The organism is Bacteroides xylanisolvens, from assembly GCF_018289135.1.
In the GTDB taxonomy this organism is placed as follows: domain Bacteria; phylum Bacteroidota; class Bacteroidia; order Bacteroidales; family Bacteroidaceae; genus Bacteroides; species Bacteroides xylanisolvens.
In genome coordinates, this window is sequence record NZ_CP072216.1 from 3536498 (window position 1) to 3550657 (window position 14160).

The 14160-nt window shown below is 44.0% G+C and carries 10 protein-coding genes; 7 read left to right on the forward strand and 3 right to left on the reverse strand.

Features of this window, described 5'->3' with window-relative positions; genetic code table 11:
• Positions 1 to 8: 8 nt before the first annotated feature.
• From pnuC to INE92_RS15135, 3 genes are all read left to right on the forward strand, one after another.
• Positions 9 to 617, forward strand: coding sequence for a nicotinamide riboside transporter PnuC (gene pnuC / locus INE92_RS15125; RefSeq protein WP_004315259.1), 609 nt, complete (start codon positions 9 to 11; stop codon positions 615 to 617).
• Positions 614 to 1240 (forward strand): thiamine diphosphokinase, encoded by a 627-nt coding sequence (locus tag INE92_RS15130; protein ID WP_004315260.1) that lies wholly within the window; start codon positions 614 to 616, stop codon positions 1238 to 1240. The genes pnuC and INE92_RS15130 overlap by 4 nt, the downstream gene beginning before the upstream one ends.
• A 208-nt stretch (positions 1241 to 1448) precedes the next feature.
• Positions 1449 to 2807 (forward strand): transposase, encoded by a 1359-nt coding sequence (locus INE92_RS15135; protein WP_172725346.1) that lies wholly within the window; start codon positions 1449 to 1451, stop codon positions 2805 to 2807.
• Between the two features lie 325 nt (positions 2808 to 3132).
• On the opposite strand, the gene thrC is transcribed toward INE92_RS15135, so the two are convergent.
• The 3 genes from thrC to thrA all read right to left on the reverse strand — a co-directional run bounded on the left by thrC (position 3133) and on the right by thrA (position 8307).
• On the reverse strand, positions 3133 to 4434 hold the full coding sequence (gene thrC, locus INE92_RS15140; RefSeq protein ID WP_015531327.1) for a threonine synthase: 1302 nt from the start codon (positions 4432 to 4434) through the stop codon (positions 3133 to 3135).
• 127 nt (positions 4435 to 4561) lie between these two features.
• Positions 4562 to 5770 carry a cofactor-independent phosphoglycerate mutase gene (locus INE92_RS15145; RefSeq protein WP_195436629.1) on the reverse strand — a complete coding sequence of 403 codons (1209 nt, stop codon included), beginning with the start codon at positions 5768 to 5770 and terminating at the stop codon, positions 4562 to 4564.
• A gap of 101 nt (positions 5771 to 5871) precedes the next feature.
• Positions 5872 to 8307, reverse strand: a complete 2436-nt coding sequence (thrA, locus tag INE92_RS15150; protein WP_044130333.1) for a bifunctional aspartate kinase/homoserine dehydrogenase I — start codon at positions 8305 to 8307, stop codon at positions 5872 to 5874.
• A gap of 401 nt (positions 8308 to 8708) precedes the next feature.
• Between thrA and INE92_RS15155 the strand changes: the two genes are divergently transcribed.
• The 4 genes from INE92_RS15155 to INE92_RS15170 all read left to right on the forward strand — a co-directional run bounded on the left by INE92_RS15155 (position 8709) and on the right by INE92_RS15170 (position 14158).
• On the forward strand, positions 8709 to 9746 hold the full coding sequence (locus INE92_RS15155; protein ID WP_055235654.1) for an asparaginase: 1038 nt from the start codon (positions 8709 to 8711) through the stop codon (positions 9744 to 9746).
• 103 nt (positions 9747 to 9849) lie between these two features.
• Positions 9850 to 11049: an ATP-binding protein gene (locus INE92_RS15160; RefSeq protein ID WP_055235653.1), complete on the forward strand. Its 1200-nt coding sequence runs from the start codon at positions 9850 to 9852 to the stop codon at positions 11047 to 11049.
• A gap of 11 nt (positions 11050 to 11060) precedes the next feature.
• Entirely contained in the window at positions 11061 to 12428 is a 1368-nt protein-coding gene (radA, locus tag INE92_RS15165) for a DNA repair protein RadA (protein ID WP_004315266.1), read from the forward strand.
• 80 nt (positions 12429 to 12508) lie between these two features.
• Positions 12509 to 14158, forward strand: coding sequence for an NAD(P)/FAD-dependent oxidoreductase (locus INE92_RS15170; protein WP_009040625.1), 1650 nt, complete (start codon positions 12509 to 12511; stop codon positions 14156 to 14158).
• Positions 14159 to 14160: the final 2 nt, after the last annotated feature.

The window sequence follows — 14160 nt, forward strand, 5'->3', positions numbered from 1 at the left end:
ACAGGGCTATGGAATTGAATTTTCTGGAAATATTCGGTACGATTGTCGGGCTAGTCTACCTTTGGTTGGAGTACCGGGCAAGTATCTACCTTTGGATAGCAGGTATCGTGATGCCTGCCATCTATATCTTCGTATATTACAAAGCAGGACTGTATGCCGATTTCGGTATCAATATCTACTATCTGATAGCTGCCATCTATGGTTGGTTCTTCTGGATGTGGGGACACAGAAAGAAAAAAAGTCAGCAGTCAGCAGATGCTTCAATCGGTGACAAACCCAAAGACCTTCCTATCGTGCATACTCCATGGAAATGTTACTTACCTCTTTTTCTGGTATTTATTGTTGCATTTATCGGCATTGCGTGGATACTGATCGAATATACGGACAGCAACGTGCCCTGGCTGGATAGTTTTACTACGGCATTGAGCATTGTCGGCATGTGGATGCTGGCGCGTAAATACGTCGAGCAATGGTTTGCCTGGATTCTTGTGGATATTGTCTGCTGCGGACTTTATATCTATAAAGACCTTTATTTTACTTCTGCTTTATACGGACTTTACTCCATTATAGCTATCTTTGGCTACTTTAAATGGAAAAAATTAATGAGCGTACAATGATAAGTGAACACTATACTCCCGAAGCCGTCATACTTGCCAACGGCGAATATCCTACGCATGTGCTTCCCCTGAAAATACTGGAAGAGGCTAAATTCGTGGTTTGTTGCGATGGAGCAGCCAACGAATATATCTTACGTGGACATACTCCCGATATTATTATTGGCGACGGAGACTCTCTTTCGCCGGAAAACAAAACACGCTTTTCGGACATTATTCACCATATTGCCGATCAGGAAACAAACGACCAAACCAAGGCTGTCCACTTCCTGCAAGAAAAAGGCTACCAGAGAATAGCCATCGTCGGTGCTACCGGAAAACGGGAAGACCACACATTAGGAAATATCAGTTTGCTGCTGGATTATATGAAAAGCGGTATGGAAGTACGAACCGTTACGGATTACGGAGTATTTATTCCGGCAAGCGGCACGCAGACTTTCGTTTCTCACACAGGCCAGCAAATTTCCATTATCAATTTCGGAGCGAAAGGATTGAAAGGGGAAGGATTGGTTTATCCGCTTAGCGACTTTACGAATTGGTGGCAAGGAACTCTTAATGAAGCTACAAGCAATCGTTTTACCATTCAATGCACGGGAGAGTATTTAGTGTTTCTAGCTTCTATGTAAACCGATATTAATTCTCAAACATTCTCATCACTATGAGAAAAAATTCTCACTGCGACGAGAAAAAATACTCATAGTAGGGATATTCCTAAAATAATAAAATTTAAGGCAACTAATTCATTGCGAGTTAGTTGCCTTTTTTGTATCTTTAAGCATTCCCCCCAAAAAACGGTTTGACGGCCAAAACGGGGGTAATTAAAAATAAAAACACATGGTAAAGATACAAAAAATCTCAGAAATCGAACCTTGTTTAGGTTTTACCGAGTTCGATATGCTTAAAAAATATCGTCAAAGTTTTGCAACGAGTGAATTAGGTCGCCTCCATTCTCTGTTCCCTTTCTCGGAACTGGCCCGACAAATGCATTTGAAGTCCTCTCCTTTTGGGCGTAAAAGTTATTTTTCTCCCGAAGGTAAAATAGCCTTGATGGTCTTGAAGTCCTATACCAACTTTTCCGATGCACAACTGATTGAGCATTTAAACGGTAATATTCATTACCAGTTATTTTGTGGTGTTCAGATTGATCCGCTTCATCCACTAACCAATCCTAAAATCGTTAGTGCAATTCGTCAGGAACTAGCGGATCGCCTTGACGTTGAGTCCCTCCAGCTCATTCTTGCCGAGCATTGGACACCTTATCTTGAGAACCTTCATGTCTGTATGACCGATGCCACCTGTTATGAAAGTCATCTGCGTTTCCCTACTGATACCAAACTCTTATGGGAAGGTATTGTATGGCTTCATCGTCATCTGTGCAAACATTGCCAGACCTTGCACATACAACGTCCCCGTAACAAGTATCTTGATGTACGCCGTGCCTATCTTGCTTATAGCAAACTGCGTAAACGCAGGAAATCACAGACTCGTATGCTTACACGAAGGTTACTTCAGTTATTGGAAAAGTTACTTGACCAGCTGGAGCTGCTTCATTCATCCTACAGGAACAGGCTTACACTATCCTCTGATTACCAAAGACGTTTCTCGGTCATACAGACAGTCCTTGAGCAAGGGAAGAATTTATTTGCAGGCAAAAAAGTGTCCAACCGTATCGTGAGTATCGACCGGCATTACCTTCGCCCCATTATCAGAGGCAAGGAAACCAAATCCGTTGAATTCGGAGCCAAAGTCAACAATATACAGATAGACGGAATCTCCTTTATAGAACATATCTCCTTTAAGGCTTTTAACGAAGGAGTACGTTTGAAAGACTGTATTCATCTGCAACAACAACTGACCGGGGTTAGGGTTAAGGCGCTTGCGGCGGATTCAATCTATGCCAATAATGCCAACCGGAAATTTTGTACAAAATATCATATAAGTACTTCCTTTAAGCGTAAGGGCAGAGCTGCCAAAGATGAGCCGCTTCGGAAAATCTTACGGTCGGAACTCAGCCGTGAAAGAGCTACCCGCCTGGAAGGAAGTTTTGGAACGCAGAAACAACATTACTCACTGGCCAGGATAAAAGCTAGAAACAGGAAAACGGAAGTACTTTGGATTTTCTTTGGGATACATACAGCCAATGCGGTATGTATGATAGAAAAGGTCGAAAAGAAAAAAAGAAAGGCAGCATAATCTAACTAAAATAACAGGAAAAACAGGAGAGGTTTTAACTTCCCCTAAAAAAGACATGTACATAATGCATGGGTGGGAAGGAAAAAATAAGAATATGTAAACAATATTCTACAAAAAAGATAGAAGACTGGGAGAGTTGAACGAAAAAATCAAGAGAAAAGCTCACGTAAAGCAAAGCTTTTCTCTTGATTTTTTAGAAAGAGGAACATTTACTGAATATCCCATAGTAATGAGAACTTTTTCTCATTGCGGTGAGAATCTTTCTTTCATTTCAATAGACTGTCAACGCCTCATAGATCACTGTATAACAACCTATTAAGACCGACTACAATGAAAGTAAATAGCTCTTGAAATCTGCAAATTCTTTCGTCATTTGCAAACTCTTCTTCTCGCCTTTCATAAATTCCTGCAACTTGGCAGGTATCTCTACTGATTCACCGATAATGCTTTCCACTGTTTCAAGGAACTTGGCCGGATGAGCCGTTTCAAGGAATACACCCGTTTCGCCTTCTTGCAAGCCTTCTACCAATGCACGATATCCGCAAGCTCCGTGAGGATCGAGGAGATAATGATGTTCTTTCCAAGTTTCTTTCACCGTTTCACGGATCTGTTCGTCGGTATAAGTTGTTCCTGAAATTTCGGCAGAGATAGCAGCGTGCGAACCATTATACAAATCAAGTACACGGGCAAAGTTGCTAGGATCTCCCACGTCCATAGCGTTAGCGATTGTTGCAATAGACGGACGGGGATTGTATTTGCCAGTTTGCAGATATTGATAGAAAATATCGTTGCGGTTGTTGGCAGCAATAAAACGCTTCACAGGCAATCCCATTTTCTTTCCGAACAATCCTGCGGTGATATTTCCGAAGTTTCCGCTAGGTACGCAGATGACGGCGTTATCCGCTTTTCCGGCACGCTTCAGTTGAGCGTATGCATAGAAATAATAAAATGCTTGTGGCAGGAAACGGGCTACATTGATGGAATTGGCAGAAGTCAATGACAGATGTTCATTCAGCTCCTTATCCATAAAAGCAGCTTTTACCAATGCCTGGCAGTCATCAAACGTTCCATCCACTTCGAGCGCAGTGATGTTCTGTCCCAGTGTAGTGAATTGCTTTTCCTGTATTTCGCTGACTTTTCCTTTCGGATAGAGCACATATACATGAATACCGTCCACACCCAGAAAACCGTTAGCCACAGCACTTCCCGTATCACCGGAAGTGGCTACCAGTACATTTACATTCTTTTGTCCTTCCTTCTTAATGAAGTATCCCAGCAGACGCGCCATGAAACGACCGCCTACATCTTTGAAGGCTAGTGTCGGTCCGTGGAAAAGTTCGAGCGAGTAGATGTTATCCGCTACTTTCACCAAAGGTACATCAAAACTTAAGGTATCATATACAATCTGTTTCAGGGTGTCGGCAGGAATATCCTCACCGAAGAAAGCATCGGCTACACGATAAGCTATTTCCTGAAAAGACAACGTATCAATTGTATCGTAAAACTCTTGTGGAAGAGGCTTGATAGACATAGGCATAAACAACCCTTTATCGGCTGCAAGACCTTTTACAACTGCTTCCTGTAAAGAAGCCACCGGCGCTTGTTTATTCGTACTATAATATTTCATGGAATGATATTTTTAGTGCTCACCACAGATTACACAGATTTACACAGATATTTTCTCTATTATTACATAATACAAAAGTCTCTTATCACTTTAAATCTGTGCGAATCTGTGTAATCTGTGGTGAACATTATTTCATAAATTCTTTAATAAACTCGTCTTCTTTCAACACACCGTAACTACCGTTGCAGGCAGATATTTCGTCATAAGTTTGCACCTCGTCCGGCTCAATTCCCGGATACCAGATAAGGAACGGGATAGGATCGGAAGTGTGCGTACGAAGTTCGCAGGGAGTAGGATGGTCAGGCAATACGGCTATTGCTACCGGTTCATCCCAATCTTTCACTGCTTCGTAGATAGGTCCTACGGCACGTTTATCCAGATTCTCGATAGTGAGAAGTTTCAAGTCGATGTCTCCTTCGTGTCCGGCCTCATCGCTGGCTTCGATATGAAGATAGACAAAGTCATCGGTTTTCAAGGCTTCCAATGCAGCAGCCACTTTATTTTCATAATTCGTATTATACAGACCGGTTGCCCCTTCTACCGCAATACGACGTAATCCGGCATAATAACCGATTCCGTTTATCAGATCGACTGCCGAAATCACCGCACCTTTTTTCACTTGCGGGAAAGTTTCGGAGAAAGTAGTCATTTGCGGACGATAACCGGGGCTCCAGGGCCAAATACTATTGGCGGGGTCTTTACCTTCAGCTATGCGTTTCAGGTTCAACGGATGATTCTTCAACAGTTCCTGTGATTTTAGAATCAGGTCGTTAATCAGGTCTGCCGTTTCTTGTGCTTCCGGGGCCAATGGTTTCACCATCAATGGGCGGAAAGGTTTCAAAGGAACATCGTGCGGAGGAGTACAGTCCAATTCTTTATTTCCTCCCTTGATAACCAATAGATGACGGTACTGGACTCCTGTGTGGAACCGTACGCGGTCATTGCCTAGTTTCTCTTGCAGGTATTGAATCAATACGTCCGCTTCTTCTGTAGATATGTGTCCGGAGGAGTGATTCTTCAGAATTTCTCCTTCCACACAAATCAGGTTACAACGCATTGCCATCTCGCCCGGTTTCAAATCCACACCGATACTGGCAGCTTCCAGCGGTCCACGACCTTCGTACACTTTCGGAAGATTATATCCCAACACTGACATGTTGGCTACTTCACTACCCGGATGGAAACCTTCCGCCACGGTAATCAGGCGGCCGTTACGCCCCATTCGGGCTAACTGATCCATATATGGCGTCTTCGCATATTGCAGGAGCGTCTTGTCCCCTAATGACTTCACTGGCCAGTCGGCCATTCCGTCTCCCAATATAATGATATGCTTCATTTCTTTTGAAAATTAAGAATGAAGAATGATGAATGAAGAATTGGCTGCACCATTACGCTGCATAGTAATTCTTCATTCTTCATTTTTAGTTCTTCATTTAATTAAACGTTTGCGATGCTCATGATGTCGGCAAATACTCCGGCAGCCGTTACTCCGGCGCCGGCACCGTATCCTTGAATCATCATCGGATATTCTTTATAGCGTTCTGTAGTAAGCAGGATAATGTTGTTGCTGCCTTCCAAGCCGTAAAACGGGTGGTTGGCGCCTACTTCCTGTAAGCCGACAGAGGCTTTTCCGTTCTCCAGTTTGGCAACGAAACGCCAGTGTTTATTTTCTTTCTCCAACACCTGGCGGCGAGCTTCAAAGTCTGCGTCGAGACTTGGAACACGTTTCCAGAAATCTTCCAGAGAACCTTCAAAGAAGTCATTCGGGACAAAGAGGTTCTTTTCAACATCTTCCTGTTCCAGACGGTATCCGGCTTCACGTGCCAGAATCACCAGTTTACGGATGACGTCTTTTCCACTCAAGTCGATACGCGGGTCCGGTTCGGAATAGCGTTCTTCCTGTGCCATTTTGATGGTACGGCTGAAAGGAATATCGGCGCTGATCTTATTAAAGATGTAGTTCAGTGTGCCTGAAAGCACTGCTTCAATCTTCAGAATCTTGTCGCCGCTATGAATCAGGTCGTTGATCGTGTTAATAATCGGAAGACCTGCACCTACGTTTGTTTCGAACAGATATTTCACACCACGTTGGCGGGCAATTGTTTTCAGTTCGCGATAGTTTTCGTAAGCGGAAGAAGCGGCAATCTTGTTGGCTGCTACCACAGAGATATTGTGTTGCAGGAAATCTTTGTAAAGCGATGCGATATCGGCGCTCGCCGTACAGTCTACAAAGACGGAGTTAAAGATGTTCATTCCGATAATCTCGTCGCGGATGGTTTGCAGACTACTGTCTTTACCCTTTTCCAACAGTTCCTGACGGAAATTAGAAAGGTCGAAACCTTCACGGCTGAACATTGCTTTAGCAGCATCAATGATACCTACCACATGGAGTTTCAATCCGTTTTCCATCATGAGTTTCTGCTGTTGGCAACGAATCTGTTCTACGAGACTGCCACCTACCGTACCGACACCGCAGATAAAGAGATTCAGTACCTGATATTCGGAGAGGAAGAAAGAGTCGTGAATAACGTTCAGGGATTTACGCAGAGATTTGGAATCGACCACAAAAGAGATATTTGTTTCTGAAGCTCCCTGCGCACAGGCAATTACGTTGATACCGTTGCGTCCCAGCGTACCGAAAAGTTTACCGGCGATACCCGGGGTATGTTTCATATTCTCGCCTACGATAGCAACAGTAGCTAAATCTCTTTCCGCAAGAATCGGAGAAATCTCGCCCATCTCTATTTCTTTCGCAAATTCCTCGTTCAGCACTTCACAAGCCAGGTCGGCATCGGCATTACGCACACCGATAGAAGTACTGTTTTCCGATGAAGCCTGCGACACGAGGAATACGCTGATTCCGTTCTTAGCCAATGCTTTAAAGATGCGATAGTTTACACCGATCACACCTACCATACCGAGTCCCTGAACAGTAATCAGGCTGGTGTCGTTGATGGAGGAAATACCTTTGATAGCCTTGCTCTGCGGGTTGGAAACTTCTTGTTTGATAACCGTTCCCACTCCGTCCGGATTGAAGGTATTCTTTATTATAATAGGAATATTCTTGTGACATACGGGATAGATAGTCGGCGGATAAACCACCTTTGCACCGAAGTTACAAAGTTCGGTCGCTTCTACATAACTCAATTCCGTAATGGTATAAGCAGTTGAAATGACACGCGGGTCAGCCGTCATAAACCCGTCTACATCCGTCCAGATTTCCAGACTTGCCGCATCCAGAGCCGCAGCAATAATGGCAGCCGTATAGTCCGATCCACCACGTCCGAGGTTCGTCACATCTCCTGTCATTTTATCCGAAGAGATGAATCCCGGCACCAGTGACACTTTAGGGATAGACTGGAAAGCCTCTTTCACCAACTTATTAGTCAGGTCGGTATCCAACGTGTGTTTACTATGTTTTCTTTCGGTCTTGATAAAAGTGCGCGAATCGAACCATTTTGCTCCGTCAATCAGTTCGGTAACGATGATGGATGAAAGGCGTTCACCATAGCTGACGATTGTATCCGAAGTCTTCGCGGAAAGGTCTCTAATCAGATAAATTCCCTGAAAGATGTCCTTCAACTCGTTCAGCAGTTCGCCAATCTGACGTTGCAACGACACTTGCTTTTCTCCGGCAGGAATCACCTCCTTAATCATCTCCACATGACGGTAAACGATTTCGCGGAACTCGCCCTCATAGGCTGAATCTCCTGCTGCCGCCATCTTTGATGTATTTATCAATTTGTCAGTGATGCCTCCCAATGCGGAAACAACTACAATTACCGGCTCACTTGCCGACTCTACAATTCTCTTTACGCTTAAAATGCTGTTCACGGAACCTACGGACGTCCCGCCGAATTTCATTACTTTCATGAAGATACTTATTTAAATGCAATGCCCTGCAGTTTACTTTTTACAGAACGATTGGTTGTTTACGAATAAAATTGAAATTGAATTTTGCCTGCTTATACAAGCGTGAATCACGTAGATACACAAAAACTATCCATTAACCCCTAAGGGTCATGGTACACATGGATGTGACTGTATGTGGATAGTACTTCATCATAGTCCTTGTTTCTACTCTTGTTTTTGATAAGTGTCGCAAAAGTAATAATAAAAACGTTCAATCTATCACTTTTTTCGGTTTTTTTCTGATAAAAAGAATCTTCCGTCTTCTATTCGTCCTGTCATTCGCCTTTACTTTTATGACATTTTGCTACTTATATATCAAATATATTATTATATTTGCGAAAACAATCGCACAAAATCAGCTTATGAATCCATTAAATACTTCCGTATTGCTAATATACACCGGTGGAACAATTGGCATGATCGAGAATGCCGCGACAGGTGCTCTGGAGAACTTTAACTTCGAGCAACTGCAAAAGTATATCCCCGAACTGCAAAAGTTCAACTTCCCGATTGACACCTATCAGTTTGATCCTCCAATGGATTCGTCGGACATGGAACCGGATATGTGGCGGAAGCTGGTACGCATCATTCATGAAAATTACGACCGCTACCACGGCTTCGTCATCCTGCACGGAACGGATACAATGGCTTACACTGCTTCCGCATTAAGTTTTATGCTCGAAGGGCTCGATAAACCTGTTATCCTCACAGGTTCACAACTTCCCATAGGTGTACTCCGCACGGACGGAAAGGAAAACCTGATGACCAGCATCGAGATTGCCGTCGCACAAAATAAGGAAGGGAAGGCGCTCGTACCGGAAGTGTGCATCTTCTTTGAAAATCATCTGATGCGGGGAAACCGCACGACCAAGATGAATGCGGAAAACTTCAACGCATTCCGTTCTTTCAATTATCCGGTATTGGCGGAAGCCGGAATCCATATCAAATATAATAATGTGCAGATTCACGTAAATGGTGAAGAGCGGGAATTGAAGCCTCATTATCTGCTAGATACCAATGTAGTGGTACTGAAACTCTTCCCGGGCATCCAGGAAAATGTGATTGCCGCCATTCTGGGGATTGACGGATTGAAGGCTGTCGTGCTCGAAACATACGGTTCAGGAAATGCTCCCCGGAAGGAATGGTTCATACGTCGACTTTGTCAGGCCAGCGAACGTGGAATTGTGATTGTCAACGTGACGCAATGCAGCGCAGGAATGGTAGAGATGGAACGTTATGAAACGGGCTACCAGTTGTTGCAGGCAGGTGTTGTCTCCGGATATGACAGTACGACGGAATCTGCTGTGACGAAATTAATGTTCTTACTGGGACATGGATATACAGCGGACGAGGTGCGCGACCGGATGAACCGTTCGATGGCAGGAGAGATAACTCTGTAAATTCTCTGTTTGTTTTACGCATTGAACAGATTTTATCTGAATTTGTTTTGCGCGTTGAACAAATTATGCCTATTTTTGTATTCCATAGAAAACAAATAAAGATATGGATACACTAATCAGAAGATACAAAAGGTTATTAACAGCTACTTCCACAACCTATATCAGAAGCCTGATGAATACAATCAATTGGGATAACCGTCTGATTGCTATCCGGGGAGCTCGCGGAGTTGGGAAAACAACTTTAATGCTTCAATACTTAAAACTTCATTATGCCAATGATAGCCAAAGTGCCTTATATACAAGTTTAGATAGTCTGTATTTCACACAGCATTCTCTTAGCGAACTCGCCGAACAGTTTTACCTGAAAGGAGGTAAATGCCTGTTTTTGGATGAAGTGCACAAATATCCGTCATGGAGCAAGGAAATTAAAAATATATATGATGAGTTTCCTGAACTGAAAATAGTATTCACCGGGTCATCCTTACTCCAACTGCTGAATGCAGAGGCCGACTTGTCTCGTCGATGCATATCATATAATATGCAAGGGCTATCCTACCGTGAATATCTGAATTTATACCATCAGATTGACATCCGCCCTTACACGCTGGAAGAGATATTGGACAAAAGTGATGGAATTTGTAATGAAGTGAATTCCCAATGCCGTCCCCTCGCCTATTTTGAAGACTATTTGAAACATGGATACTATCCTTTTTATTTGGAAGGAAATGCGGAATACTACACACGTATCGAAAATATAGCCAACCTGATACTCGAAATCGAACTTCCCCAGCAATGCGGAGTGGACATCAGTAACGTGCGAAAACTAAAAAGTCTGCTGGGAATCCTCTCCTCCGAAGTGCCTTTTATGGTGGACATCACTAAACTCTCTGCTATGGCAGAACTTTCACGTACTACTATTTTGGCCTATTTACAGTATCTGGACAGAGCTAAATTAATCCACCTTCTTTATTCGGATAATGACTCTATCAAAAAGTTACAAAAACCGGATAAGATTTATATGGAAAATACTAACCTGCTTTATGCATTGACCTTTAAAGATGTAAACAAAGGAACATTGAGAGAGGTGTTCATGGTAAACCAACTCGCCTATCAACATCGTGTGGAATATTGCACGCGTAGCGCAGACTATACGATAGACAGTAAATATACGATAGAAGTTGGCGGGAAAAGCAAAGACGGGAAACAGATAGCTAACACTAAACAGGCATTTATTGCCGCAGATGATATTGAATATTCGGCCGGAAATAAGATTCCACTCTGGGCATTCGGATTTTTATATTAAAGAAAGAGAATATGGCAAAAGAGAAAACCGTATATGTATGCAGTAATTGCGGACAGGATTCACCGAAATGGGTGGGTAAATGTCCGTCGTGTGGAGAATGGAATACGTATGTTGAAGAAATCGTACGGAAAGAACCTACCAACCGCCGTCCGGTGTCGGGCATTGAAACACAGAAACCCAAACCACTGGCACTTAGCGATATTGAAGCGGACGACGAGCCACGCATCAATATGCACGACGATGAATTGAATCGCGTATTGGGTGGCGGACTTGTGCCGGGTTCTCTTGTCCTGATAGGCGGTGAGCCGGGAATCGGTAAATCCACGCTCGTCATGCAGACCGTACTGCACATGCCGGAAAAGAAAATCCTTTATGTGTCCGGTGAAGAAAGTGCACGACAGCTTAAACTCCGTGCCGATCGTCTCTCTGATACTTCCAGCGATTGCCTGATTGTTTGTGAGACTTCGCTCGAACAAATTTATGTGCATATCAAGAATACGAATCCCGATTTAGTGATTATTGACTCTATACAGACTATTTCCACCGAGAGTATCGAATCATCTCCCGGAAGTATTGCGCAAGTCAGAGAGTGTTCGGCATCTATTCTTCGTTTCGCGAAAGAAACGCATACCCCTGTGTTGCTGATCGGTCATATTAATAAAGAAGGAAGTATTGCAGGACCTAAAGTGCTGGAACATATCGTAGATACCGTTCTTCAATTTGAAGGCGACCAGCATTATATGTATCGTATTCTGCGCAGCATCAAGAATCGTTTCGGCAGTACGGCAGAGTTAGGGATTTATGAAATGCGTCAGGATGGGTTGCGCCAGGTGAATAATCCTTCCGAGCTTTTGCTTAGTCAGGATCATGAGGGAATGAGTGGAGTAGCTATTGCTTCCGCTATCGAAGGAATACGCCCGTTCTTGATCGAGACACAGGCTTTGGTCAGCTCTGCTGTTTATGGAAATCCTCAACGTTCGGCAACCGGTTTCGATTTAAGAAGAATGAATATGCTGCTGGCTGTTCTCGAAAAGCGTGTCGGATTTAAGCTGGCACAGAAAGATGTGTTCCTGAATATTGCCGGAGGACTGAAGGTGAATGACCCGGCTATCGACTTGCCGGTTATCAGTGCCATCCTTTCGTCCAATATGGACGCAGCCATTGAGCCGGAAGTTTGCATGGCGGGAGAAATCGGACTGTCGGGAGAGATACGTCCTGTAAATCGAATAGAGCAACGTATCGGTGAAGCCGAGAAATTGGGTTTTAAACGGTTCTTGTTGCCAAAATATAATTTGCAAGGGATTGACACTAAGAAACTGAAGATCGAGTTAGTTCCGGTGAGAAAGGTAGAAGAAGCATTCAGAGCTCTATTCGGATAGGGCACTGATAAATAGTCACTGATAAATAAATGATCCGCTTTATCAATTTTATAGTCAAAAATAATATCAACAATAACTAAATGATACAAGAATACCAACTCCGCATCCTTCCCGAAATCGCAGCAAACGAACAGAAACTAAAAGAATATCTTTCTAAAGAAAAAGGTTTGAACCTGCGTGACATCACTGCTACCCGAATCTTGAAACGGAGCATCGATGCACGGCAGCGGACTATCTTTGTCAATCTGAAGGTACGAGCTTATATCCGTGAGATGCCTAAAGATGATGAATACGAGCATACTATATATAATAAGGTAGAGGGAAAGCCGCAAGTGATTGTCGTGGGCGCAGGTCCCGGCGGACTATTTGCAGCCCTGCGTCTCATCGAACTGGGGTTACGTCCCGTTGTTATCGAACGCGGAAAAGACGTACGCGAGCGGAAAAAAGATTTAGCACAAATCAGCAGGGAACACACGGTTGACCCGGAATCGAATTACAGTTTTGGCGAAGGCGGTGCAGGAGCTTATTCGGATGGGAAACTCTATACCCGGAGCAAAAAGAGAGGAAATATAGATAAGATATTGAATGTATTCTGCCAGCATGGGGCTTCTACGGCGATATTAGTAGACGCGCATCCGCATATCGGGACAGACAAGTTGCCACGTGTCATTGAAAATATGCGGAATACCATCATCGAGTGTGGCGGAGAAGTACATTTCCAAACACGAATGGAGGCACTGATTATCGAGAATGACGAAGTAAAGGGTATCGAAACAAATACAGGAAAGATTTTTCTCGGACCTGTGATACTGGCAACCGGACATTCGGCAAGAGATGTATATCGTTGGCTGGCTGCGAATCATGTGGCAATTGAAGCGAAAGGCATTGCAGTCGGTGTCCGTTTGGAGCATCCGGCAATGTTGATCGATCAGATACAATATCATAATAAGGAGGGGCGAGGCAAGTATCTGCCTGCCGCAGAATATAGCTTCGTCACACAGGTTGAAGGCAGAGGAGTGTATAGCTTCTGTATGTGCCCCGGCGGTTTCATTGTTCCTGCTGCCAGCGGACCGGAGCAAGTGGTAGTAAACGGAATGTCTCCTTCTAATCGTGGCTCGCGATGGAGTAATTCGGGCATGGTGGTGGAAGTGCAACCGGAAGATTTAATAAGTGGAGAGTGGAGAGTAGAGAATGGAGAGTTAGCTGCGCAACGAAATGAACAGCTACTGGCTCTTAACCCATCTCTAAATAACTCTCAACTCTCAACTCTCAACTCTCAACTTCTTCCCCTTTACTTTCAGGAAGAACAGGAACGCCAATGCTGGTTGCAAGGAGGCAGAAGGCAGACAGCACCGGCACAGCGTATGCAGGACTTCACCCGCAAGAAGTTGAGTTACGACTTACCCGAATCTTCTTACAGTCCGGGATTGATTTCTTCTCCGCTTCATTTCTGGATGCCGGAGTTTATCAGCAAAAGATTATCTCTCGGTTTCCAGCAATTCGGACGTTACAGTCATGGCTTCCTCACTAATGAAGCGGTGATGATCGGCGTAGAGACACGTACTTCTTCGCCTGTCCGCATCGTACGCGATAAAGAGACATTGCAACATACAACCGTTCGCGGATTATTTCCTTGCGGAGAAGGTGCAGGCTATGCCGGAGGGATTGTTTCTGCCGGAGTGGATGGAGAACGGTGTGCGGAAGCGGTAGCCAATTATTTCAATCGTTAACT

Bases quoted from the DNA above. Each gene is read 5' to 3' on its own strand.
- pnuC (WP_004315259.1), top strand. From the start codon at position 9: ATGGAATTGAATTTTCTGGAAATATTCGGTACGATTGTCGGGCTAGTC.
- INE92_RS15130 (WP_004315260.1), top strand. From the start codon at position 614: ATGATAAGTGAACACTATACTCCCGAAGCCGTCATACTTGCCAACGGC.
- INE92_RS15135 (WP_172725346.1), top strand. From the start codon at position 1,449: ATGGTAAAGATACAAAAAATCTCAGAAATCGAACCTTGTTTAGGTTTT.
- thrC (WP_015531327.1), bottom strand. From the start codon at position 4,434: ATGAAATATTATAGTACGAATAAACAAGCGCCGGTGGCTTCTTTACAG.
- INE92_RS15145 (WP_195436629.1), bottom strand. From the start codon at position 5,770: ATGAAGCATATCATTATATTGGGAGACGGAATGGCCGACTGGCCAGTG.
- thrA (WP_044130333.1), bottom strand. From the start codon at position 8,307: ATGAAAGTAATGAAATTCGGCGGGACGTCCGTAGGTTCCGTGAACAGC.
- INE92_RS15155 (WP_055235654.1), top strand. From the start codon at position 8,709: ATGAATCCATTAAATACTTCCGTATTGCTAATATACACCGGTGGAACA.
- INE92_RS15160 (WP_055235653.1), top strand. From the start codon at position 9,850: ATGGATACACTAATCAGAAGATACAAAAGGTTATTAACAGCTACTTCC.
- radA (WP_004315266.1), top strand. From the start codon at position 11,061: ATGGCAAAAGAGAAAACCGTATATGTATGCAGTAATTGCGGACAGGAT.
- INE92_RS15170 (WP_009040625.1), top strand. From the start codon at position 12,509: ATGATACAAGAATACCAACTCCGCATCCTTCCCGAAATCGCAGCAAAC.